The sequence below is a fragment of the Roseibium sp. AS2 genome (assembly GCF_038900065.1).
In the GTDB taxonomy this organism is placed as follows: domain Bacteria; phylum Pseudomonadota; class Alphaproteobacteria; order Rhizobiales; family Stappiaceae; genus Roseibium.
In genome coordinates, this window is the sequence record NZ_JBBMQN010000001.1 from 533,037 (window position 1) to 557,995 (window position 24,959).

At 56.3% G+C, this 24,959-nt stretch carries 19 protein-coding genes; 3 read left to right on the top strand and 16 right to left on the bottom strand.

Annotated features, from left to right (window positions below; genetic code table 11):
* The first annotated feature begins 40 nt into the window (after window positions 1-40).
* The gene (locus WNZ15_RS02455) at window positions 41-1,174 is read left to right on the top strand and encodes a hypothetical protein (RefSeq protein ID WP_342891343.1); all 1,134 of its coding nucleotides are present in this window, start codon (window positions 41-43) and stop codon (window positions 1,172-1,174) included.
* A 39-nt stretch (window positions 1,175-1,213) separates the two neighbouring features.
* Here the strand turns inward: WNZ15_RS02455 and WNZ15_RS02460 are convergent, their stop codons facing one another.
* The 15 genes from WNZ15_RS02460 to WNZ15_RS02530 all read right to left on the bottom strand — a co-directional run bounded on the left by WNZ15_RS02460 (window position 1,214) and on the right by WNZ15_RS02530 (window position 19,827).
* Window positions 1,214-2,695, bottom strand: a complete 1,482-nt coding sequence (locus WNZ15_RS02460; protein WP_342891344.1) for a hypothetical protein — start codon at window positions 2,693-2,695, stop codon at window positions 1,214-1,216.
* A 242-nt stretch (window positions 2,696-2,937) separates the two neighbouring features.
* On the bottom strand, window positions 2,938-4,239 hold the full coding sequence (locus WNZ15_RS02465) for a DUF4910 domain-containing protein (protein WP_342891345.1): 1,302 nt from the start codon (window positions 4,237-4,239) through the stop codon (window positions 2,938-2,940).
* Window positions 4,240-4,266: 27 nt separating this feature from the next.
* The gene (gene pseI, locus WNZ15_RS02470) at window positions 4,267-5,334 is read right to left on the bottom strand and encodes a pseudaminic acid synthase (RefSeq protein ID WP_342891346.1); all 1,068 of its coding nucleotides are present in this window, start codon (window positions 5,332-5,334) and stop codon (window positions 4,267-4,269) included.
* Window positions 5,335-5,363: 29 nt separating this feature from the next.
* Window positions 5,364-6,026 (bottom strand): formyltransferase family protein, encoded by a 663-nt coding sequence (locus WNZ15_RS02475; RefSeq protein ID WP_342891347.1) that lies wholly within the window; start codon window positions 6,024-6,026, stop codon window positions 5,364-5,366.
* On the bottom strand, window positions 6,019-7,062 hold the full coding sequence (gene pseG / locus WNZ15_RS02480) for a UDP-2,4-diacetamido-2,4,6-trideoxy-beta-L-altropyranose hydrolase (RefSeq protein WP_342891348.1): 1,044 nt from the start codon (window positions 7,060-7,062) through the stop codon (window positions 6,019-6,021). The genes WNZ15_RS02475 and pseG overlap by 8 nt, the downstream gene beginning before the upstream one ends.
* Before the next feature lie 29 nt (window positions 7,063-7,091).
* Window positions 7,092-7,883 (bottom strand): glycosyltransferase family protein, encoded by a 792-nt coding sequence (locus WNZ15_RS02485; RefSeq protein WP_342891349.1) that lies wholly within the window; start codon window positions 7,881-7,883, stop codon window positions 7,092-7,094.
* On the bottom strand, window positions 7,880-9,097 hold the full coding sequence (pseC, locus tag WNZ15_RS02490) for a UDP-4-amino-4,6-dideoxy-N-acetyl-beta-L-altrosamine transaminase (protein ID WP_342891350.1): 1,218 nt from the start codon (window positions 9,095-9,097) through the stop codon (window positions 7,880-7,882). The genes WNZ15_RS02485 and pseC overlap by 4 nt, the downstream gene beginning before the upstream one ends.
* A 45-nt stretch (window positions 9,098-9,142) precedes the next feature.
* Window positions 9,143-10,186 carry a UDP-N-acetylglucosamine 4,6-dehydratase (inverting) gene (pseB, locus tag WNZ15_RS02495; protein ID WP_342891351.1) on the bottom strand — a complete coding sequence of 348 codons (1,044 nt, stop codon included), beginning with the start codon at window positions 10,184-10,186 and terminating at the stop codon, window positions 9,143-9,145.
* A 63-nt stretch (window positions 10,187-10,249) separates the two neighbouring features.
* Complete coding sequence (locus WNZ15_RS02500) at window positions 10,250-11,038, bottom strand: AAC(3) family N-acetyltransferase (RefSeq protein WP_342891352.1); 789 nt, start codon at window positions 11,036-11,038, stop codon at window positions 10,250-10,252.
* On the bottom strand, window positions 11,035-11,322 hold the full coding sequence (locus tag WNZ15_RS02505; protein ID WP_342891353.1) for a phosphopantetheine-binding protein: 288 nt from the start codon (window positions 11,320-11,322) through the stop codon (window positions 11,035-11,037). The genes WNZ15_RS02500 and WNZ15_RS02505 overlap by 4 nt, the downstream gene beginning before the upstream one ends.
* Complete coding sequence (locus WNZ15_RS02510) at window positions 11,323-11,988, bottom strand: cyclase family protein (protein ID WP_342891354.1); 666 nt, start codon at window positions 11,986-11,988, stop codon at window positions 11,323-11,325.
* Between the two features lie 10 nt (window positions 11,989-11,998).
* Window positions 11,999-12,799 carry a hypothetical protein gene (locus WNZ15_RS02515; protein WP_342891355.1) on the bottom strand — a complete coding sequence of 267 codons (801 nt, stop codon included), beginning with the start codon at window positions 12,797-12,799 and terminating at the stop codon, window positions 11,999-12,001.
* On the bottom strand, window positions 12,796-14,232 hold the full coding sequence (locus tag WNZ15_RS02520; protein WP_342891356.1) for a class I adenylate-forming enzyme family protein: 1,437 nt from the start codon (window positions 14,230-14,232) through the stop codon (window positions 12,796-12,798). Before WNZ15_RS02520 ends, WNZ15_RS02515 begins: the two co-directional genes overlap by 4 nt.
* 17 nt (window positions 14,233-14,249) lie before the next feature.
* Window positions 14,250-15,305, bottom strand: a complete 1,056-nt coding sequence (locus WNZ15_RS02525) for a 4-hydroxy-2-oxovalerate aldolase (RefSeq protein ID WP_342891357.1) — start codon at window positions 15,303-15,305, stop codon at window positions 14,250-14,252.
* A 199-nt stretch (window positions 15,306-15,504) separates the two neighbouring features.
* Entirely contained in the window at window positions 15,505-19,827 is a 4,323-nt protein-coding gene (locus WNZ15_RS02530; RefSeq protein WP_342891358.1) for a hypothetical protein, read from the bottom strand.
* A 325-nt stretch (window positions 19,828-20,152) separates the two neighbouring features.
* On the opposite strand from WNZ15_RS02530, the gene WNZ15_RS02535 reads away from it, so the two are divergent.
* Complete coding sequence (locus WNZ15_RS02535) at window positions 20,153-22,822, top strand: M10 family metallopeptidase (RefSeq protein ID WP_342891359.1); 2,670 nt, start codon at window positions 20,153-20,155, stop codon at window positions 22,820-22,822.
* Window positions 22,823-23,107: 285 nt separating this feature from the next.
* The gene (locus WNZ15_RS02540) at window positions 23,108-24,400 is read left to right on the top strand and encodes an Hsp70 family protein (RefSeq protein ID WP_342891360.1); all 1,293 of its coding nucleotides are present in this window, start codon (window positions 23,108-23,110) and stop codon (window positions 24,398-24,400) included.
* 12 nt (window positions 24,401-24,412) lie between these two features.
* Here WNZ15_RS02540 and WNZ15_RS02545 read toward each other — a convergent pair whose 3' ends face one another.
* Window positions 24,413-24,931, bottom strand: coding sequence for an ACT domain-containing protein (locus WNZ15_RS02545; protein ID WP_342891361.1), 519 nt, complete (start codon window positions 24,929-24,931; stop codon window positions 24,413-24,415).
* Window positions 24,932-24,959: the final 28 nt, after the last annotated feature.

Sequence of the window (24,959 nt, forward strand, 5' to 3'; positions counted from 1 at the left end):
AGACAATGATATCCGGGGCGGCAGTGTTCCGGTTCTGCCCTTGCCTGTCAACGACCACCGAACGAGCACAGCTGCCATGTTGTTGAAACTTGCCGAACGAGCAGTGTCGCTGTCCGAAGATCTGATTTCGAGCAAAATAGACCGCAGGCTCGCCAAGTCAATCCGATCGGGCAACAAGGCGCTTTTCTTCGGATTTACCGGGTGGAAGCGTGCCTTTTACAGATCGGTCTTTACCGACAAGGACATCCAGTTCATCGGCGAAGAGCATTATGGCGGCTTACAGATAATCGAGGCCGCGTTTGACTGTATACGAGACCAAGACATCTATGTGTGGTCCTACAAGGATCCCTATTGGCTCTCGGCTCTGAGCGGAACGAACAATTGCCGCATCTGCAGGGTAGAAGACGGCTTCCTGAGATCGGTTGGCCTGGGAGCTCAGAGGATCAAACCTCTTTCTATCATCATCGAGCGCGAGACCGACCTCTATTTTCACAAGTCCCGTACCAGCACATTGCACAAGTTGCTGCGTTCGCTCGATCCGGACCGAAAGAAGCAGTTTCAGGAGCGGGGTGCAAAGCTCAAGGAACTGATCCTTGAGCAGAACCTGTCCAAGTACAATTTCAAGTCCACAGGTGACGTGTTTCAGGTTGCCGACGACAGCGTTTTGGTGCTTGGTCAGGTCGAGCGGGACGAATCGATCCGCCGGGGTCCCGACCCCTATGTGACCTGCGAGCAACTGGTCGAGCTTGCAATCCGGGAAAACCCCGGGAAAACCATCTATTTCAAGCCGCATCCTGAAGTTCACCGCGGCATTGCTGAACCCTACAGCGCACCGTTCCGGCGCTTTCCCAAGCTCCATGAGTTTCCGCAAAGCGTGAACATGTTCTCTTATGCCGATGCCTTCAAACGCATCTACACAATCTCGTCGCTTGCAGGGTTCGAAATGCTATTGCGCGGTGCGCCCGTGACCACGCTGGGCGGGCCGTGGTATGCAGGCTGGGGACTTACGGATGACCGCAACGTCGACAAGGAACAAGTAGAAGGCCTTTCTCCCGAAAGCCTGCTTTGGGCTGCCTATGGCGAATACCCGATCTATTTCACAAGCGCGATCGAGACCACGGATGTATTCAATGTGATCGACATCCTGAACCAACAACTGACAGAAGCAAACTGAGGCGCGGCGCCGCGTGCGCCTGCCTGCAGACAGACCCACTTAGCTATCGCTGGTGCTTTCCCATTCAACGAAGGTCGATGCATTCATCGGGTTCAACCCTGCATGGTTTTTCAAGATCCTGGCGATCCGAAGCTTGCCTTCTTGCTCAAGATTGCGCAGCGTCGGAACGAGGTTCTTGTTGTAGTCTTTGTAATACGACCACCAAGCCGAATTGTAAGACACTTGATGTTTCGCATATCTGCGCAAAAAGCGTGTTGATGGCCCATTAAACGGTTTGACCGGACTGGTGGTCATATTGAATTTGATTTCATCAAAAAATGCCCTGTCTCCGTTCTCGCGTGCCTGCAGCAATTCCGAAATCAGCTGCCAGCCGACCGGCTCATTGTGAATACAGTAGGTTTTCCTGGGCCACTCCAACATCTTGGCAAAGAGTTCCGTGGGCAGAACCGGAATCTGCTCGATCGAGTGATTGGTTAGAAAAAGAACCTTTTTGTTTTCCAGGTCGGGAATGAAGCTGAAGTCGGGCTCATAATAGTTGAAGGGAACGCTAGAGAACCGCATGTCCGGCTGCACCTGATGGATCAGGTCGGCGGCTTCGCGGCCCTCTGGCGTGAACTCTGCGCCAAAAAATTCAACTGACGGCCTGAATTCCGGTTCGATTGAGTTGAAACACTTGAACAGATTGTCACCCGAACCCGAACCGAGTTCGACTATGACATCAACCAAACGCTCCTCCACCAAGCGCTTGGCGGCAAAAGCGACATCCAGAACCGAATGAGCGTAATAGCTCTCGTCGAATGCGCTTATGCGAAAATCGGATTTCACCTGCTGATAAGCCAGATCTCGCTCCAGAAAGTCCTGACGCAGGAAATCACCGATCGCCGGATCATTCAACAATCCAAAATTCGACTTTTTCTTCAAGGCTTTCAACTTCAGCAGGGACTGAGAGTTCATCCCATCCAGAGCGACCAGGCGACGGATGTTCCGGTGCTCCGTTTCCCAGGTCTTCTTGTATTCGCGCAGAACCTGTTCAGTTGTACGCGGAGCCTTCTTCTGTACGTTGATGACACCAATATGGTGACCAGCGACTGAGAACGTGCCTTTCAGTGGCTCAACTGCTGATGCGTCGGCAAAAATTTCTTTCCGGATCGTAGAGATAGCCTCATCATTGGCCTGGGCGTATTCGTCGCTTCGAAAGATCTCTCGCAGCCGGTTTCTCTTGCCGGTGTGAAAGAGAAATTGAACAACCAAGCGCTTGACCCTGACATCTTCGTCACCATAGCGATCAAGATAGCCTGCAAGACGGTGCGATAGCGCCGACATGGCCCGTCGCTTCCAGAGAAAGTTGAGGGTTCGAAACGCGCCTTCCTGAACGCTGTCAAGGAACGCTATATATTTCCCTTCCACGCAATCAATCATGACATCGTCGACAACGGCGATTTCCAGCGTTTCCAGTTCTTTCAGATTTTCAATTGCCTCAATCGCGTCAAGAGTAAACGCCGACTTAAGTTCTCTGTTCATTTTGGTCCCGCAGTCCGGATTCGATCTGTCAAATCGGCTTTTTGCTATGAGTATCGTGAGGCTATGTCACTAATCCAACACGGCGGAGATTCCAATCTGAAAAGAACTTTCTGATGATTTGAATTTGTGCAGAGCATTGCGATCCTGTCCGCAGGGTCTGCCGAATTCCGATGAAGACATGAGGTCCAGCAAACTTCAATCGCAGGCGGAAATTCTTTGCCGAGTCCACCCTTGGACAATATTCAAAAGCCGATTTCAATCAGAACATCGCCCTCGACGAGTTTTTTAATCAAAGGCAACACTTCGGCAGGGGCTGCCTCGATCGTTTCGCACAGGTCGATAAAATCCCGTTTTCCATCCGCATAGGCATTGATGTTCAACAATGTGCGCACTTGCCGGGCCTTGTTCTTGGTGCTGACGGATGGATACAGCCCCCGCGCGCCGAGCTGCGGCTCGCATGGCCGCTTGATTTGCCACACCCGGTTGTTGTCGATGATCGCAAGCGCCTGGGCGACCGCCTCGAAACCGCCTTGTAGACCGGAGGGCGTGACCAAAGTCAGGTCATCCAGCGAGGTGTGATACTCTGGATAGACCGTGTATTTGGTACGCATGATCGAGGCGACTGGCAGGTCGACACCGGGACTGCAATATTGGCGTTCGTCGCTACCGCGCGTCAGAAAACTGTATTCCTCGTAGTCCGGGGCAACCGATTTGAGCGCAAGACGTCCCGCTCGGTCGGACAGCGTTCCGTCTTCGCGAGAAGGCATGAAGGAATACGACCGGTCGTCACCAATGCAGGTCAGAACATAGCCGGCGACAGTCTTTTTCCTGAGCTGGGCAATCCGCTCGTGAACATAGGCAATCGCCCCAATGGTCTCCGGCACGAAAACGAAACGGTAAGTGTAATGATTGTTCTGGGCGGAGATCCATTCGGCAATCGCCGTTGCCACGACAGGCCCCGACAATTCGTTGTTAGCCATGGATGGGTGGCAGACATAGGTGGAGATCAGTATCTCCTTGTCCGATTTTCCCGGAATGACCAGATCCGCATAATTCAGCACGCCATCCACGTGTTCCGAGTCAATGACCACACGATAGATACCCGGCTGCAGCGTGTCCCTGACCCTTTGCGAGACACAGAAGCCCCAATGCGGATTGTAATAGGAGGTGATGTAAGGGATGGCGTCCGGCTGATCCGGAAGGGAATAGAGATGACCTTCCAGCTCCTCCAGGGACAGTTCCTTGTCGACGCCGACCGAGTAGCCGACAACATGAAGATTGTTGTCGGCGAAATCGGCGACGATCTGGCCGTCCGGCCCCGTCAACTGGCCGGAGCGCATATGCCATTCCCTCGGCACGGTCCAGTCAAACACCTTTGTGCCGCTCGGAATTTCGTGAACCTGCAGTTCAGGCAGGATCGCCTTCAGATAGGCCAGAGTCTCGCGTACACCCGGGCCGGTTAGTGATCGGCAGATCGGCCATAGATCCCGGGCGCGCGCATGAGCGACTTCGCCGATAGCCGGTGTATCAAATCCGAGCGGCATTCTGTGTCCTATTCCAAGGTGCTGTCGTTAACCCAGCAGATCCCAGGCGAGAGGCTCGCCGCGCTTCAGCTCGCGCCTTGCGGTTCTGGCCAGAACGTCGGGCAGATACTTCGGGTTCAGACCGTAGCCAGGACGGATCGACCTGACGTTGGCCTCCGTGAGAGGTTCACCGGCGGCAATGTCTTTGACGATGTAAAGCGAACGGCGCAGCATGCCCATCTTTGCTTCGTCCGATCCCTTTATGCCATAGTTGACGCTGCCCTTTGCAGCCCAGGCAGCACGCGTATCCTCCACCAGGCGCTTCAACTCGTCAGGTTCGAGGGAAAACGCGGAATCCGGTCCCCCATCCGCGCGCGCAAGCGTGAAGTGCTTTTCAATCACACAGGCGCCAAGCGCGACCGCCGCAGACGGCAGCGCGGTGCCGGGAGAATGGTCGGACAGACCAACAACGACATCAAATGCGGCACCGAGATGTGGAACGGTCGCGAGATTGGCGTCTTCGGGTTTGCTCGGATAGGCGCTGACACAATGCAGGAGGCAGATGTCGTCATGCCCGGTTGCGCGCACCGCATCGACGGTCTCGGCCGCCTCGGCCAGGCTGGACACGCCAATGGAGATGATCACCGGTTTGCCTGTGCTGGCAGCCTTCTTGACCAATGGAATGTCCATGGCCTCAAACGAGGCGATCTTGTAGGCCGGTGCTCCAAGCTCTTCCAGGAAATCAATCGCCGTAAAGTCAAACGGTGAGGAAAAAATCGTAATGCCGACGGACTTGGCGTAGTCGAACAGCTGCTTGTGCCATTCCCAAGGGGTGTTGGCTTCCTGATAAAGCTCATAAAGCTTGCGGCCGTCCCACAGTCCGCCTTGCAGGGTGAACCCCGGTCCATCATGGTCAATCGTGATGGTATCGGCCGTATAGGTCTGCAGCTTGACTGCGTCTGCGCCGGCTTCCTTGGCGGCATCGATCAGGCGGAACGCACGGGTGATGTCCCGGTTATGGTTGCCCGACATTTCGGCGATGATGTAGGGCGGATGAGCCGGGCCGATCTTGCGGCCGTCGATCTCAATACACCGTGCCTCTTTCTGCTGTGTCATGACTGGTAACCTCCAACTGAATGACGCGATTAATCCGCTTTTGCGATCTTCAAAGTGTATCTATGACCATTGATGGTAAAGAATGCCGGATATCGTTCATTGTCCACCACCCGCAACAGCTGAAACTGCTCGGCAATCGATTTATGCGGGTCTAGTTCACTGTCAGCCGGCTTGCGTCTGCGATACCAGGTGGGATCGCCCGACTGGGCGACGGCAACCGGCCGCGTTTCCGCCTTTAAGTAATCCATGCAGATGTCAACAACACAACGACCGAGCGCATCCCGGATTTCGTCGTTGAGTTCGTGACCCTTGAAGGTGATCGTGCTCTGTTTCACGATCGGGCCGGTATCGGCGGTACCGTCCATCTCGAACAGGGAGAGCGGAATGTCGTTCAGACCTTCCAGGACTTGCCAGACAATCGGCGAGAACCCACGCCCCTCCGGCAGCGCACTGGCATGCACCACCAGATTGATCCTGTTGCGGGCAAGGACCGCATCCGGTGTCAGTTTCAGACAGCTCAGGTAGAAGGCCACCTCCCCTTCCGGTGTCTGATCCGGGTCGCGCACAAACTGCGCGGTATCGCCGTTTTCACGGGCCTTCTCGACCAGATCCTGCGCGAAAGGATCGAACCATCCCTCCGTATCGGTCACGACGGAAACGGTTCGCTTATGCGTCCACCATGCCTCAGACATATCCGTTGATCCCTTTCCTCATCGCAACAAGCTGCAGCACGTCTTCAACAACCCGCCGGGCACCAGCACCATCGCACAGAGCTGCACTCCTTTTGCCGAAAGCGCGCAGCTGTTCGGCATTGGACAGGAACTGCGTCATCCGGTCTGACAGCTGCAAATCGGTATCCTTGCGTACATCACCGAGAAGCCCGATAGCGCCGGCCTTGTTCATCAGGTCGGCAATCTTGGTCTGGTTGTCCGCAAGGACCAAGACAATGGAAGGTACCCCCATGGCGCAGCGCTCCCAGGTCGTGGTTCCACCGGCACCGATTGCAACATCCGCCAACAGCATCAACTCGGCCATGTTGCGCACGTCGCAGTGAATCTGGAACCGGCCGTCACTGGCGCAGATGTCCCGGATCTGGGCATGGCTTGCCGCCTTGCGGTCCAGGACCACATCGACTTTGCGGAGATTGCCGATATTCTTCAGAAGAGTGCAAACCCGCCCAGCAATCCCATCGACATCGGTCATGCCAAGGGACACCAGCACCCTGCCACCGATCGGGCGGTCCATCCGTCGTTCCAGTGAAGCCGGACGATGCGCCGCGAACTCCTCGCGCAGGAGCGCATAGTTTGTGCCCAGCAGCATGCGGCAATTGGCAGGCACCAGTGCCTCATAGTCCGCGGCCTTGACTTCGTAGGTCTGATCTAAAAGCAGATCGCAGTCATGGCGGCGATCCGCCAAGTCATCGATTACCATCAGCGTTCCGGCCTGGCTCCGCCATTTCCGTTCTTCCGGTTCTGCAATGCCGTAGTGGTCGATCACCAGCAGATCATATCGCTCATCCGTTTCATATGAGTTCAGCGACGCAATCGTGCGAACGTTGAACCCATCCCAAAGGTCCTCGGGAATGACTTCAAGCGTTTCTTCAGAGCACAGGAAGGTACAGATGTGACCCAGGTCACGGAAGGTGCGGGCCAGCGTGAGGCAGCGCATTACGTGGCCGCCGCCCAGCATCACTGCCGCATCAACCCTAAACCCTACCCGACTGGTCATTGACCCCGTGTCCCTGGTTTCCGTTTGTTTCAGGCTCGGGCCTGATAAGCGATCTGTTCAAATCCTTCAAAAACACGCTGACGCGTGTCTTGGTCAGCATGCGGGCTATGCCGCAACAGTTCCGGTGACGCACGGCAGATATCCACCAGCTCCCGCCATCTGCGATCCGGGAGATCCGGCACGACCTTCATCAGAAGCTCAAAGAATTCCAGATCTTGCGGTGTGTCGAGCGTCCAGCGCAAATTCTCCGCACCCGGCATGCTGGCGGCATGTACGTTCAGTTTCTTGAGACCCGGATTTCCGCGTACAGCGGGCATGACGTGTTCCCGTTCATGCGTGGTCGGGTTGTTATCCCAGGCGGCCTCAAGCGCCCACGTTCGGACAACTTCCACATCCATGCCATGAGGGAAGCTCGGTGGGGCGTTGTTGGTCGCAAAATCCGCCTGGTACTGGATCAGGGCGTAGACAACTTCCGCGCAGACCTGTGGATCGATGACGGGACAATCCGACGTCACACGCAGCACCACATCTGCCTCTGCGGCCCGGGCAGCTCCGACATAGCGCGCGAGAACGTCTGTTTCGTTCCCCCGAAAGACCGAACAGCCGAGCCGTTCGGCCTCATCGGCAATCGGATCGCAATCCGGTGTGTCCACGGTTGCACAGACCACCTCGTCCACATTCGATATGGCCTTACACCTGTCCAGGCAGTGGGCCAGCACGGTTTTTGGCCCCAGACGCATCATCACCTTGCCGGGCAAGCGGCTAGAGCCCATGCGGGCCTGCACTATCGCAACGGTTCGCACATGCGATCCGCTGTTCATGAATTCACGCCAACGGCTTTTTTCAAGGCGCCCACGACACGGTCAACGTCGCCGGGTTCCATCGCCGGAAAGAGCGGCAGCGACAGGGTTCTGGCATAGAACCTGTCAGCCCCCGAAAGCACATGTTCTCCATACAGCGCCTTGTAATAGGGCTGGGTATGAACGGGGATGTAATGAACCTGCGTCCCGATTCCCGCATCGCGCATGGCGGCCATAACCTGACGGCGTGACCGCCCGGCAGCTTCAAAGTCTATGCGGGCGGCGTAAAGATGCTGAGCCGGCGTACTGCCTGCAAGAGCAGCATTTGGTTCGATCAGGGGACCACAATCTTGGAGGAGTTCGTTGTAGCGGGCCACCAGCGTCTGGCGCCGGGCGACAAATTCCGGCAGTTTTTTCAACTGGCTCGCTCCAAGCGCGGCCTGCATGTCGGTAATCCGGAAATTGTAGCCGATCGCATGCATCTCGTAGAACCAGGGATTGGCGTCTTCCCCGTCAAATCCAAGATCCTTGTTCTGGAACCGGCCAGCATCCCGCACCATGCCATGCGAACGCAGTTCCGCAAGCACCTTTGCCAGCTCCGGGTCACGCGTGGACGTTGCGCCGCCCTCGCCGCAGGCGATCGTCTTGACCGGGTGAAACGAAAAATTCGCCATCGTCGAGTGACGGCAGTCGCCCACCGTGAACTCGCCTTCGGAGGTAGTGTACCGGCTTCCGATTGCGTGACAGGCATCTTCGACGATTGCCGGCACCTTGTTCTGCGGAAAGGCCGCGACTATCCCGGCCAATTGTTCCATCGGAGCAACGTGTCCGCCAAGATGCACCGGCAGAATAGCCTTGACCGGGCGGCCCGCAGCCCTTTGCAGCGCATCTTCCAGATCCTGCGCCCGCATCACGCCGGTGTCGGCGCAAACATCAGAAAAGATCACATCGGCACCGACATAGCGCACTACATTCGCGGTGGCGAGAAACGTGACCGAGGGAACGATGCAGACATCGCCGGGCCCCACACCGAGCGCCAGCATCGACAGATGCAGCGCCGTCGTGCCGTTTGCCGAGGCAACGACATGCGAGTCGCCAAAAACTTGAGACAGCCCCGCCTCGAAGCCGGCAACCGCCGGCCCTGACGTCAGAAAATCGCCTCGCAGGACATCGCACACAGCGGAAATATCGTCGTCGTCAATCGTCTGACGACCATAAGGCAGGAATTCAGCCATTCACCAAGCCTCGCGCTCAGGATACTACGATGGCAGCAGGATATCTCAGACGCTGCTTTTGCTCAGCAGGTCCTCGAGACCGGCACCATCAAGCCACTCCGAATTGTTGTCGCTGGTATAGGAGAAGCGGTCGCCAACGCGTTTCACATGAGCCAGATCAAGGAAACTTTCCCGATTGAATTCGTTGAAAGCAGGCTCAATGGCGTACCGGTCCGGGAACTCGACAGTGACGTAGGAATCGTCTTCCGAGATCATGATCTCATGCAGCTTCTCACCCGGACGGATGCCGACAACCTTGTGCGGCAGGCCAGGTGCGAGCACTGAAGCGAGATCAGTGATCTTCATGCTCGGGATCTTCGGAATAAAGATCTCTCCGCCGCGCATCAAGGCGAAGGAAGACATCACAAAAGCGACACCCTGTTCCAGTGTAATCCAGAATCGGGTCATGCGATCATCCGTGATCGGCAGCTCTGTGACACCGCGATCGAGAAGGTTACGGAAGAACGGTACGACCGATCCGCGCGACCCGACGACATTGCCGTAACGAACAACCGAGAAGCGGGTGCCGATGTTGCCGCTGAAGTTATTGGCCGCGACGAAAATCTTGTCCGAGGCGAGTTTGGTGGCACCGTAAAGATTGATCGGGTTGGCAGCCTTGTCGGTTGACAGCGCGACAACTTGCTTAACCCGGTTTGCCAAAGCCGCGGACACCACGTTCTCAGCACCCTGGATGTTGGTGCGTACACACTCCTGAGGATTGTATTCGGCGGCCGGCACCTGTTTCAGGGCTGCGGCATGGACCACGTAGTCCACTTCGCGCATGGCAAACTGAAGCCGAGCCTGGTCGCGTACGTCGCCAATGAAAAACCGGACAGCGCGGAGTTTTTCCGGCGGGAAAAGCGCCTGAAGCTCCATGTTGAAATCAAACTGTTTCAGCTCGTCGCGGGAAAAAACGATGATCTTGTGCGGATTTTGGTTCTGCAGAACGGTCTTAACGAACTGTTTGCCAAAGGACCCCGTGCCCCCGGTGACAAGAATTGTTGCATCTTCGAACTTGGCAGAGTGTTCGGCGTCAAAAATACGATACATTGAAATTTACTTCTCTATGGATGATCGCGGGCGACGTGTGCATCCCGTATTAGCCGGGACCTGTCAAGTAGGCATTCCGCGCAGGGTCAAAAAATCGGGTGTCCTGGTGATCTGGCGGTGGACAAAGTCTTGCGTATCCCGTGCACTGATGACGACCGCACTGCCTCGCCCAACCGGTTGCGTTGCAACGATTTCTGCTTCGCGAGCCAGTTTGTCAAACAGCTCGAACCGCGCAGCCGCGCTCGGATCGTTCATGTCACGGCAAAAGAAAACAAACTCGGCAGGCTGCCAGCCGGAACCGTCCCAAAGCTCACCAGACATGATCCGGTCCTGCCGGTAGGGCGTGTTCAGCTTGCGCTCGACATAGTGAATAAACGTCGATCCGGCATCGAAATTGAGATTGCAGACCTTGCCGTCCGCAGCCAGAAACCGCTCCCAAAAGCTGCCTGCACCGAAACAGTCATTCGATACGTTGCGCGTCAGGTCATCCTTCATTGCGCCAATGGCAGCGACAGAGAACATGGGTTCCAGTGACCTCACGGCATCCGGCATCTTGCGCACATATTCAGAAAGAGCGCCGCATGAGGAGGGCGTTACAGCGGGGTCGAAACGGCGTTCAGGCTTGTCGGAGCCAAAGGAGTAGCTGAAGGTCGGAACCACGAGCGTCCCTTCCGGCCCGATGACCTCAAGAAGTGCCCTGACGGTCCTGCCGCACAGATCACCAAGCGATTTCACGCCCACCATCCTGCCGGAATAGCCAACATTAGAATGAACGAAGATCACGTCACCTGACTTGATGCCGCAACGTGAAACGGCTTCGACAAGTTGTTCTGCTGTATAGGGAGCACTCATGCCGCCTGCTTGTCCCGGATGAGGCCCGCAAGGCCGATCACCCTTGCAAACGCCCTGTTCTGGAAATCATCTTCATCGAACGAAATGCCGAATTCCTGTTCGGCGGCCTCGATTAGCATGATGACGCCAAAGGAATCGATATACTCTGCCGCAAAAAAATCTGCTGCTTCCATTTCCTGGTCCGTCAGCGACGCAAGCATGGGATTCTGCTCGCGGAACCAGTTGATCAGCCAGGCCAGTTCAACTGTGCGCTCCTGTGCTCCAGTTTCCATCTGCTGCTCCATTTAGCCAAGTCTTCCAAGACAACGTACGGGAGCGCCGTCGCCCTCGTGGATTTTAAGTGGCAGAACAATGAGTTCGAATGATTCGACATCACCGAGGGCTCGAAGATTGGTGACATATTCCACGAGGATCACATCTTTGCCCAGCAGGATGTAGTGATTAGGAGAATCATTGTCTGAATTTCGGCCGTTCTTCGGATTGTCCGGCATCGGTGTATCCATCGCCAGCACCTTGACGCCGATTTCGACCAGATACTGCGCACACTCTTCCGAAAGGAACGGATGGTCTGTGTAGTATTCTGTAGAATTGATATGATCGGACCAGTCAAAACGTAGCATGAGACGCTGCGGCGTGCGGCCGGCCAAGCGCTGTTCCATATCGGCTTTGCAAACCTCGGTGAACGGGCTGAAGTCCGTCATGTTCAGCAGGACACAGTCGCCGACGAACAGTGCCGGATCCAGTTCGTCGATGGTCTTCCCACCGACAATGAAATGCCGCGGCGCATCCATGTGGGTGCCCGTGTGGGTGCCGAGCACAAGCTTTCGGGTTTCACGCTTTTCATAGTGTAGACGGCCAAGCTGGCTGATCTCCACCAGCGGATGCCAATAGACCGGGAACGTCGTCATTCCTTCGCGCAATGTGAGTGTCAGATCCACCACTTCAGACATATCTGTGATCCTATTTCTTCGAAATTTCGATAAGCTCTACCAGTTCGCCGTTCGGTCCGGTAGCAAGAAGAATTCGCAATGCCTTGCCATTGACTTTCAAGTCAAAGATCTCGCCGACCCGATCCGCAGAGGCTTGTCTCAGTTTTTCTGCATCCGCTTCGATCGACGTGGTCAGACAGGCAAGGCAAGGCCAGCCGGCGTCGTCCAACAGCCTCGTTCGCTCAAGGCACGCCAGGTCTTCGACGACTAGCAGCTCCAGGCGCCATTTGGGCATGAGCCCCGGAAGTTTGACTGTGGCCCAGCGTCGCCCGGAGGTGGCGCCCTGCCGGTCGATTTTTCCCGACAGACCCGCTGTGAAAAAGCCAAGGCTCGCGTCGAAACCAGCAACGGTGAAGACGCCGGCTCGCAAACTGCTGGTCTCGCCTCCAGGACGTAGATAGCAGTAAGTGTCCAGATCGGGAAACCGATACAGTCCGTATCCATCGCCATATGCGGCGGCCACGCAGTCGAGCTCGCCACCGCCTTGCTCGCCCTTGGCCTCCACGTTCACGTCAAGAACTGGGGTAAAGCCGTTCTGAGCGGACTTTCGCGCCACATTATGAGCAGTGAGTTCTATTGCCGTTCCAGACTGGGGGTCATAGACGGCAATGTCGTGCAGCGGCCCGTAGTCGTGCAGGAGATCCCGCTTCTGCAGCGCATTCCGGACATCGCGGTCTGCAAAACGTTCAGTCAGCCCCAATTCTTCTAGCGCACGCTGTCCAACTTCAAGATCGGCACACGCCAACGCGATATGATCCACCCCGACGATCATGACGTGGCAGGCCGGTTCAGGAGTCGCTTCTGCACCTTGCCGGTCGGACCGGTCGGCATCTTGTCGACCGTATAGAATCTTGCGGGGCGGCTTGCCATCGGCAACCCGTCCCTGGCGCCCGCGCGAAGCTTTTCGATCACCTCAGCTTCGATCGCGGTGGATTCCATCTGCACGAAAGCCACCGGAACTTCACCGTAAATGTCATCGCTCTCGCCAACGACCGCGATCTCCGTGACACCCTCGATGGACTGGAGACGTTCCTCGATCGCGGCCGGACTGACATTTATGCCGCCGACGACGATGAGGTCCTTTTTCCGGCCGGTAATTCGCAATCGGGACTGCGCGTCGATTTCGGCCAGGTCACCGGACTTGAACGGCTGCCGCCTGTCTGCAAAGTCAATCGCGCCCGTCTCCGGGTCCAGGTACCCCGCAAAGAGATAGGGCGTAAGGATTTCCAGCTCCTGATCTTGCGCTAGGCGGATTGAAATCCCCGAGAGCGCCATGCCGACACCGCCAAGATCACCAGAGCCTGTCTCGTCGCAAGAGACCAGCAGCAACTCCGACAATCCATAGCTCTGCAACGGCCTGACACGGTAACTGTCCAAGAACTCCTGTCCGAGCGCCGGTGACATCGGCGCGGTGCCGACAAACGCGTGCTGTAGGGCCGCGGCGGCGTAACTCTTGGAATCTTTGGTACGATCCAGCTTCATCACCATGCGCAACATCGTTGGAGACAGCCAGAAGGCTGTCGCCCTGTTGTCAACAAACTGACGCCAGAAGGACAGGGCTGTCCGCGGCAACAAGGCCGGTGCAACAATGATCGCGCCGCCTGCCATGATCGGACACAAGATGGTGTTGAGAAGGCCTGCCATGTAGTACATGGGCATGGCATGCATCATGCGCTGGTTTTCTGTGCAGCCAAGCCGACTGTTGAAGGACTGGGCGTTGTCCAGAATCCGCTCGGCAAAATGTGCCACGCCCTTCGGCCGGCCCGTTGTACCGGATGTGAAATTCACCGAGAAGAAATCACGTTCGTCATAGACAACGCCTTCGGGATGCGACAAAGCGACAGGCGCTTCTTCAAGGCTTCTCCGCAGACATGCTGCCAGAGCAACGGGATCAACGATCACGTCCGGCCGGTAGACAGAACAGATGTAGTCAACGTCCTGCTTCGGACTGTCCGGACTGACCGGACAGACAATGAACCGATGGCGAAGGCAACTGACATATAGCATCAGCAGCGCAAGTCCGTTGGGCAGCACCGCAAGAACACGGCTTTGCGGCCCGGCGCCGAGCTCCGTCAGATACCCGGCAATCCGGTCCGCAGCGTGCAGCATCTGCACTCCGGACACGGACGTGTCGTCAATCAGTGACACGACCATTTCACGCTCGGTCGCAGTCCGGATCTTGTCGAAAAATGAGGATCGCAACATCTTGTTGGCAAGTCCTTTCAGAGAAAGTCCTGCTCATGCCCGAAGTACTGCCGAAGCGGGAAGCGATGACGGTAATTGTTTTCCGTATCCTTCGCTGCAATCTTCCGGGCAAGGTCGTCGACGAGGTCCGCAGGTGCAACATCCCGGGTCTGCTTGCACAGATCCATGATCAATGTACGCGGGTCGACATTGTGTGCAATACAGGCGTCCCGGACAACCGACATATAGCTGGAGTGAAAGCCGGCGAGACCGCAAGCCAGGTCGACAGAATCCAGGCCGACCTGGGTTAGAAACGGCCGTACATAAAGTTCCGAAGTGTCCATCAGGCGGAAGAGGTCATAATTGTGTTTTCGCCCCATCCGGTCGAGTATTGCGACAAAATGTTCAGTAACGGTGTTGCCTGTGCAACGCCCCATACCCTGCAACGAGGCATCAATGATCTCGACCCCCATCTCCATGGCCTTGAGGGCGTTGGCATTCGCCATCCCAAGATTGTTGTGCGCATGAAAGCCGAGTGCGACATCGGTCGTGTCCTTCGTCGCCCTCATGTATTCCTCAACGGTTTGAGGAAGCATGTTACCAGCGGAATCGACCAGATAAGCGATGTCGGCTCCAAAAGAACCGGCCGTTGCGCAGGCCTGCGCGAACTCGGCCGGCGGGCGCGTGTAGCTTTTCATGAAGTTGACCGCAACAAAAAGACCGGCGTCTTTCGCCCGCTCAACAAACGGCGTGGCTGCGTCAACCCTGTCGATGGACACACCAAGCCGCACAAATCCCATATTGTGCTCAATAGCAGCCTCGAGATCAGACATCTCGGCAATACCCGGGATGCAGAACATGCCCCAGGACGCATTCTTGACGGCCTCAGCCGTTGCCGTCATGTACGCTTCGTCGGTTTCACGTGCGACACCTTCACCTTTTCGGCTCGCTCCGAGCCCAACACCGTGTCCAACCTCAATGAATTCGATCCCGGCCAGATCCAGTTCCTTGGCGATCTGGCGTGTATCGTCCACTGAAAACTGAAAATTGATGACGTATGATCCGTCGCGAAGTGTCGTGTCCAAAAGTTTCATAACAAATGTCCTGTGTGTCAGTCTTTTGCTGACCCAAGTGATCCTAGCTTGACCGTCAATCGCGCAGCCAGCCGACAGTTCCCCGAAAAGTTTGTTTCAACTAAGCGGTATTTCCGCCCGATGCAAGCACAGCCTGCCCAGGTGCTGTACGCCCGGCCGATATTGCAGCGCCCCCTCCAAACGCATTCGCGCAATTTGACTAGATCGCGGTACCATGTCCGTGTTTGAAGGCGCGGTACTGTTGGTAATCCTCTTCAGTCGCCACCCCCTTTTCGCCGGGCGTGAAGCCACGCAGATATTCATCAGCCATTTTCCCGACCCAAGGGTCTGAACCGGCCTGCCAGCTTTGAATGTCTTCCTGCATCCAGAAATAATGGCCGACGGGGTCGTTGGTGGCCGGGCGTGGACAGTATCTGTAAGGCGAAAACACTGTCTCACCGCCCATCTTCTGGAGGTAGTCAATCGCGAGGCCGGCGCTGTCGGCGTCCTGTTGCAGGGTCTCCGGCTCGCGGATCATCCGCTCATAGTCGACCCTGCTTTCCGGAGTGATCAGGTTGACCGGGTAATCAATCATGCCGAAATGCGCGCAAATGACGACCGGCAGACCCCAAACACTCATTTCGAGGCAGGACGTACCGTTCCACAAGATGGCAACGTCCATCATGTCCTTGAGCCGGGAATTGTTAAACCAATCGTGGCCCAGGAGAATGACATTGTCCGGAATCTCGCCGGTAATGCCGTCAAACAGCGTCTGCGTCAGGTGACGAGCAATTTCGGGCCGCACCTCATGCGGATGAGGCTTGATAAGAACCAGCGCTTCGCTCTTGCGAGCGCATTCGACAGTGTGGTTCACCCAATCGAGAATGTCCCTGTGCGCCGGTCCGCCGTCATAGGGCACGCCCAGATCACAGAGAACCTTGCCGTAGCAGACAATAACCTTGCCTCCCTTTGCCCGGTGCTCGCGGATGCGTTTCTCCACAGCAGCCACAACAGGTGTCTGGCCAACAACGCCCACCCGGTCCGCCGTCAGCACCGACTTGAGGCGTTCCTTCTCAACTGCGGTGTCCGCCGGAAATTCAAGTATGTCCCGACGCACGATGAGTGGCGAACGGATAAACGGACGCACGGTCATATCCCGAACCCCCATCGTGGAGGCAATTTTCGTCCCCAGATTGGAGAAATAATTCTCGTATCCGTTGATATGGAAAACTAAGTGCATGTCGTCTCTGTAACCGACTTCTGCACAGAACTCTTTGTAGATATAGGAAGGCGATGTCTGGGCCGACACCGCCATGAACCGGACCGGTAGATCCTTTAGTGCGGGATTGTTCCGGATGTCCTTGCAGATCGTGACCGCTCGGTCGCACTTCAGCAGCTGGGTGTAGAAAAACTTCCAGATCGGTGCTTTTTCGATGTCGATGTCAAAGCGGCGGTACCGGTTAGCCAGATACTCGAAAACCCCCTGGAAGTAGTTGACCCCTTCACATTCCAGTATCTTGTTTTTCCAGTCGATCTTCCACTCGTTCTTGAGTGCTCGATCGTAGTAAGACTCATCGCTGAGTGTCGTGTAATCGTAGCTGATGATGCCGTGATACTTGTCGATCCCTTCGATGCCGGTCGGATCCTCCGGCAAGATCCCGGTTCCCAGGTAGACAGTCGCATATCCTTTTTTGCGCAGTTCGCCCATCATCGGAACACCCATGGCAAGAGTGTTCTGCGCATCGTAAGGCAGCACGAAAACCACGCCTTTCGGCGCTCGGGGTTGCGGACAGGAGGACAGCAGGTCAGCGCTGGATCTGTAAAACCTCTTGCGGGCATGGTCGTGGCTCAAGTCGTTCATCTGCTTGAAGAACGACGGATTGTCGGCCCGCTTCAGCAAATTCGTCCTCAGCTGGATTTCGCACTGCTCGAGTTGCTCAAGGCCTTCCGACATTCGCTCTTCGGCGAACAGGTGGTCACTGAAGATGCGTTTGATGTGAACGTTGAGCGAAAACTCGTTCCGCGCAGCCGACTGGACTCGTCTTTCGACTTCTTCCCGGTTACGCAAGCGTGCATAAACCCGGATCAGATCTTGTTGAATTTGGGTGTTCGACTTGAATCTACTCTCGGCGATTTTCAACACTTCCTGCAGAAAATCGCAGGCCAGTGCAGACGTTGGAGAATTGGACACCGACAACTGCTCCAGCGCCCTGATATAGCCGCTCATCAGTTTAGCAATGCCCGAATAGAGAAAACCCGCCTCAACCCGTGACGGCCCGCCGGTCAGGTGCTTTTCAAGGCGTTTTTCCAACTCGTAAAAGCGGTCGGACCGGATCGCCCGGCAATCGTAACCGACGGCTATGAAGGACATCAGATTTGCCCAGAAAACCGGATCAAGCTTTCTGACAAGGCCCTGACGCAGAAATTCCTTCGCGGTGTGCTCAGCAAGATCGACCATGATCCGCTGCCGCCCGGACATGTTTTCTGCAGTGATGATCTCATTATTGTTCAAGAGGTTCAGCAAAGAGACATGATACATTATTGCATTCTTGTTGTTCTGTACAAAAATCTTTACAAGATCTTCGGGAATATCAAAGTCTTCACGATGCAGAAGCTTGATCGCAGAGCGGGAAACCGAACGGGTGGCAATGCGTTCGGCAACCCACAACTTGCTCCAGCTCGTGAATAACGCTGTCAAGCATTGCGCGATAGCGACACGGCTCTCGTGGTTAAAGCAACTCTGCCCATATGACGACAGCAGCTGATCAAGTTCGTAAATGCAGTTCAGGGTCCGTTCCAAGCTTTTCAGGTTCTTAACCGAAGAATCCTTGTGAACCCTTAGAACCTTGTGCCGGACATAGGCATTTGAAATATTTTGGATCTCGTCGAACTCGCCGGCCTGGAAACGGGCATATAGAATGATCGGCAAGTAGCGGTCGAAGGTCGACAAATCGTCGAGCACCGACAAGCTCCGGCTTAAACCGTCGTAGTCCTGGTTGAGATATTGCAGTATGGTCTTCGAATGCACAGAGCCAGGACCAATATTGGTGCCGGGATAATGGAGGGCCAAATAAGCCGCCAGTTCGACCGCCTGGTCGAAATAACCAGCTCGTCCGAGCACGAACACACGTTCTGACCAGGTCCGCGCCACGCGCTCGCTGACAAATTGGCGGAAATCGTCAAGAGGCTGCAGTTTATTGAGCTCTTCGAGCCGGGACAGCGTCGTTTCGAGGCTGACGAACTCTTGGGCGGCGCAGTCGAAGAAGTAGGTTTTCGGATTCAGTATCTGCGTGGCGAACGAGGTCTCGGAAGGTGTTGTTTCAACGCTTGAGCAAGCTGATCTGTCGACTGCGCCCTCACGCGCTGCGGTCAAATCATCAAGATTTTGAGCGGCCTTTCCATGCAGCCTAGCTTCCACGCATATATGCGGGATATCACTATAGACAGTTCCGACGTGCGCGAACAACGCACTTGCCGGTACGTTTCTAAACAGGAAATGGTCGCCCTCGCTGGCGTAGCCGAGGCTCTCCAGCCGGCTTTTCATCTCCCAATCGCCATAGAGCAAGAAAAGCAGTTTGCGACCGCTGTCTTTGGCTTTTAGCTCTTTTGCAATCTCAATACGCCTGTTCCCGGCGTCGGCTCCCCTGGCTCCGCTGCACAAGACCACCAGATCGTAGTCCTCGCCAACCGGCAAAAATTCGGCAAGAACATCACGGTAGCTTTGCACGTGAGAGCGAGCCAATCCGGATGTCAGCGACACCTTTTGCTGCGCAAGATCCTTGAGCTTCAGGGAAATATCCTTTTCCCGCGCCAGATCGCATCCCCCGTCGCGGCGATTTTGGAACTCCTCTCCGTCGACCCGATAATCTTTAAGGTATGATCTCAGTTCCGCATCGTCCGGAACCCGGACAAGCCGGCCCGACCAATGATCCACCGGTGAGCATTGTTCAATATGCCTGATGTGATCGTTCAACGGCGACCAGATGGCAATGTGAACAACAGTGCCTTGAGATCTGAGCCTCTCGATCTCGTCGCAAAGCGCTCCCGCAACCATCTCGCTGACAATGAGCGTGCCTGCATTCTCGAAGAAAGCCTGAGATTTCTCGGACAGAAATGTGTTTATGCTACAGAATATGACTCGACCGCTCACGCCCGCGAGCTGACTGAAACATCGTTCCAAGTTGTCCGGCAGGGCGACGCAAAGCAGATCGTCGTGTCCCAACGAAGGCGCCGCCTTGAAAGCGACCGTCTCAAGTCCACGTTTTCTAAATCTTTTAAATTTGTCCAATACCCTAGAAAACTGCACTTGAATTCTCCGAATTAAAAAAATGCCGCAGCGATAGCCGCTGTGAGCCGACCGGAGCAATTGCTGTCGGCAGCAAGCTGCAGGCCCTCTTGTCCAGTTTTTGACGAAAATTGCAAGTCTTGTCAGCACGATCAAATTGTCGATGTGACGGAACCCGTCAAAGCTAACTAGCCGGCCTGTCCGAACCTTTTGAAACGGTGTTCGCAGTTGCCTTCCGGCAGTTTTGTGCGCCACCATGTCGCAACTGCTCACAGGCACAATTGGCCAACAGACGCGCCCAACTCACGCAGTTCATGCCGGCTCGCACCTTGGATTCAAACGACGAATGGAGGCTCAATCGAAGCAGTCACCGCTCGGCACAAGCCGTTTTTCTTGTAGGAGAAACGGCACAAATTTGGTTGACCAGCTAACTTGCAAAAAACACTGAAGCGCGGCAGTTGAGAAATAGCGTAAAGTTGTGATGCAGGCTCTTTTCAGATATGTTTAGTCGCGATATTTTATGTGTTGTCAAGAACGAGCCGTTAGAGACGGACCAATCGTCTTCAACTTCAGAGCTGTTGAAATGTGCACACTTTGCGATGCGACCGGACGCACGAGAGAATTACCCATTGTCGCGGGGTTTTCCTGTAGCAAGGTAGAATCGGCCGAAAAAGTGCCGGTTGCTGCCTCGACTCCCGTCTACAACAACGACCAGATCGCCTACCAATTGACCAATGTTTTTTGGGGCGGTTCGGACCGCTCATTTAACGTTGGCGTCGGAGGCACGATATCGGTGAACATATCCGTCCTTCCCTCTACGGCACAATCTCTGGCTCGCAACGCTTTGGAACTTTGGTCGGATGCTACGGGGCTGAATTTCTCGTTCACCAATGGAGGCGCTCAGATCGAATTCGGCGACTCGGATGCCAACCGCGCCTATAGCGGGTCTTCTCTCAGCGGCGCGAACATCACTTATAGCTTTGTGAACGTTGGCACCAGCTGGATAGACTACTACGGCTCAGGCCTGAACACCTATTCTTTCCAAACCTACATTCACGAAATCGGTCACGCCCTGGGGCTCGGGCACAGTGGCAACTACAATGTTTCGGCCACATATGGTATCGACAACCACTACGCCAACGATTCCTGGCAAACGTCGGTAATGTCGTATTTCAGCCAAAACGAAAACACCTATGTCAACGCCAGTTATGTCTATGCGATATCTCCGCAAATCGCAGATATCATTGCCGTACGAAATCTTTACGGCGCGTCAGGCACAACAAGAACCGGCAACACGGTATATGGCGACGGCGCAAACTCCGGCGACCTGATGCAGCAAGTCAGTTCTTTGAACAGCTACATCAGCTTCACGATCGTCGATGATGGCGGCACCGATACACTCAATTTCAGTTCCTTTGGCGGGAGACAGTCGATCAATCTGAACGCTGAAAGCATTTCCAGTGTTCGCGGTTATACCGGCAACTTGATCATTTCACGCGGCACAGTCATTGAAAATGCGACTTCTGGTGGCGGCAACGACACGTTAACTGGCAACGGTGTCGCAAATCTTTTGTCGGGTGGAAGTGGCAACGACAGCCTTCTCGGCAATGGCGGTGATGACCAGTTGCTCGGCGGTCTGGGGTCTGACTCGCTGAACGGCGGCTCCGGAAACGACACTGCCGACTACAGCCAATCCAACAGCAGAATCCTTTTGAATTTGGGAGATGTCCACACCGAGAGCGGCGGACACGCGCAAGGCGATACACTGAGCAGCGTCGAATATGTCGACGGTTCCAACTACAACGACCTAATCGTCGGAGATTCAAACGCCAACACGCTTGACGGCCGGTCTGGAAACGACATGCTTTACGGGCTATCCGGCAACGACACGCTGCTCGGCAACAGCGGCAACGACATTCTTCGCGGCGGTTCCTCGACCGACCGTTTGGATGGCGGTTCGGGCTTCGACATTGCCGACTATCTGAATGCAGCTGGCAGCGTACTCATCAATCTGAGCAGCAGCAGCGTTGAAGCTGGCAGCGACGCCGCAGGCGACAGGCTGATCAGCATCGAAGGCGTTTACGGTTCACACCACAATGATGTGATCACCGGATCCTCGTCTTCCAATACGATAGAGGGCGCTGGCGGTGACGACATGCTGTATGGTTGGTACGGCAACGACACCCTGCGCGGAGGCGATGGCAACGACTTCCTGCGCGGGGGTGCCGACAGCGATCGGCTGGAAGGTGGCAACGGTTACGATGTCGCCGACTACGCCCAATCCACGAGCGGTGTCACAATCCATCTGAGCGACTACAAAGTCGAGAGCGGCGGTTGGGCTCAAGGGGACAAACTTATCGGCATCGAGGGCGCCAACGGCTCAAACTTCAATGATATGTTTGACGGCGATTCCGGTTCGAACACTTTTTTCGGTGGCTTGGGAAATGACACTCTGCGTGGCTTGACCGGTAACGATTACCTTTCCGGTGGCGCATCTTCCGATCGCCTCGACGGTGGCAGCGGCTATGACTATGCCGACTACTCCGCTTCCTCAGTTGCCGTTACCGTCAACCTCGGTGACAGTAAAGTTGAAAATGGCGGCGACGCGCAGGGCGACCGATTGATCAGCATAGAGGCTATCTTGGCGTCCACGTCCGATGACACGCTCATCGGTTCGAATGATGACAACGTTCTGGAGGGTCGTGACGGCAACGACACCCTCTCCGGCCGGGGCGGGAACGACACATTGCGAGGCGGCAACGGCAATGACACTTTGACTGGAGGCAGTTCCTCGGATCGCCTGGAGGGCGGCACGGGTACAGATACGGCTGACTATAGCACGTCCAGTTCGGCGGTCAGCGTCAACATCAGCGATTCAACCGTCGAAAGCGGTGGTGACGCGCAGGGCGACCGCCTGATTGATGTCGAAAACATTACGGGAAGCGGATTTGCCGATTCGCTCATCGGCGACAGCGAGACCAACGTTATTGTCGGCGGCCAGGGCGATGACCGCCTTACCGGCGGAGGTGGTTCAGATACATTTGTATTCAACGAAACCGGTTACGACGACACAGTAACGGACTTTCAGGACACGATTGACCTGATCGAAATTTCTGCCGGGGCCGCGTCCTTCGGCGATATGGTTATTATAGACAGCGGTGGAGATGCGCTGATCAGCTATTCCGGCGGTTCGATCCTGCTTGAAAACTTCAACTTTGCATTGCTGGCAGCAGACGACTTCAATTTCGTCTGAAAACACAATCGGGTGCGCCTGCGGCACGCTCCGGCGGCCAATCCAAGCGCGGGAGCTGGATGTCCAGTGGCTGGTCACCGGCCCGTGTCCGACCCCGCCCTGATGGGTTTTGACCCCGGCATGCCGCGGAATGCTATTGCCTGGATCTGAAATTCAGAATTTCACCTTTTTTTGCCGCGTGTCCCGCTTACTCAGCCCGCTGTTCTTTTTCAGATGTCGCCCCTGCTACGACAGCCCGTCGCAACTCGAGATTCCTCGACGGTTGTTTTTTGGAGACCTGCTTTCATGCCCCAGACGATTGGCCTTGATTTCGGTACCTCGAACACGGTTGCCGTGATCGCGGACGGCGGGAACGCGACGGTTCCGGTGAGTTTTGCCGACGGCCAGGACAGATTCACCTCGCTGGCCACGGTCCTGAGTTTCCTCGACCGGCGGCCCAGCGGATCCGCGCAGCCGGAAGTCGGGCCCTGGGCGATCAGGCAGTTCCTGGAAAGCACCGGCGACGTGCGCTTCATCCAGTCCCTGAAGAGTTTCGCGGCCAGCCGGGCCTTCCAGGGCACCGGCATCTATGGCAAGCGCATGGACTTCGAGGATCTGATGGCGACGTTCCTGACGCTTGCCTTCAGGCGCGCGGGCACCACGTTCGACCCGGCCTCGGTGCGTCTCGTGGTCGGCCGTCCGGTCGAATTCGCCGGGTACAATCCGGACGAGGAACTCGCGATAGCACGTTACCGCAAGGCGTTCGCCAAAGCCGGTTTCGAGGACATCCTGTTCGTCATGGAACCGGTTGGTGCGGCGTTCTCCTTCGCCCAGTCCCTGACGCAGGACACGACCATCCTCGTCGCCGACCTGGGTGGCGGCACAACCGACTATTCGGTGATGCGCTTCGAGACCCATGCCGGTCACCTGAGCGCGACGCCGCTGGGGCGTGGCGGCATCGGCATCGCCGGCGACACGTTCGACTACCGCATCATCGACAATGTGATCCTGCCGAAACTCGGCAAGGGATCCAGTTACCAGAGCATGGGCAAGCAACTGGAAATCCCGCCCAATCTCTTTTCCAATTTCGCCCGCTGGCACATGCTGTCCGTGTTCAAGACCTCGGACGACTTCAAGGAAATGAAGAAGCTGCTGCGCTGGAGCCTGGAACCGGAGAAGATCGAGCTGTTCATCGATCTGGTCGAGGAGGATCAGGGCTACCCGCTCTACAAGTCGGTCTCGGAGACCAAGGCGCGGCTGTCCTCGCAAGAGGAGGTGGAGCTCAGCTTTGCTCCCCTCGGCGCCGGCTTCAGAGCGTCGGTCTCGCGCCGGGATTTCGACTGCTGGATCGCACCGGATCTTTACAAGATGAACAAGGCGCTCGACGCGACGCTGGACAAGGCCGGCCTGCAGGACACCGGCATTGACCGGGTGTTCCTGACCGGCGGCACCTCCTTCGTGCCGGCGGTGCGGCGCCTGTTCGCGGAACGCTTCGGACAGGAACGGATCTCCGGCGGTAACGAGCTGACCTCCGTCGCCAACGGCCTGGCACTGATCGGCGCGCGGGAAGACGCGGCGGACTGGGCGGTCGCGGCCTGAATGCCGCCCGGCTCAGTCAAGCAGGGTGACATCCGCCATCAGGTCGCCGGCCGTTTCCTGCAGCGCCTCGCTCAGGGCCGCCGGCTGAAGCCCGGCAGGCAGCCGCAGGTCGGCAGAAGCCTTGAAAAGCGCCTCGCCCTGCATCGACCCGGACACCACCTCGGTCTCCAGATGCTCGATACTGACGCCTTGCGCGCTCAAGACCCGGGTGATGTCGCGCAATATGCCCGGATGGTCCTGCGACACCATGTCAAGACGGGCGGACGATCCGCCTGATTGCTCCGCTCCCGCCTGGTCGGAACGCAGCGTGATGTCGATGCCGTCGGCAGACAGGGCGCGAAGCTCCCCGACCAGCGCATCCGCGTGCATTCCTTCGATTGCGATCCGCACGATACCGGCGAACTCGCCGCCGAGACGGGCCATGGAACTCTCGATCCAGTTGCCACCCGCAGCCGCAATGATGTCGGCCATCCGTCCGACGAGGCCCGGACGATCCGTGGCGATGACCGTGAAAACGAGATGGGTCTGCATGGGCTCCCCGCTTCTGATTTGTCGATGA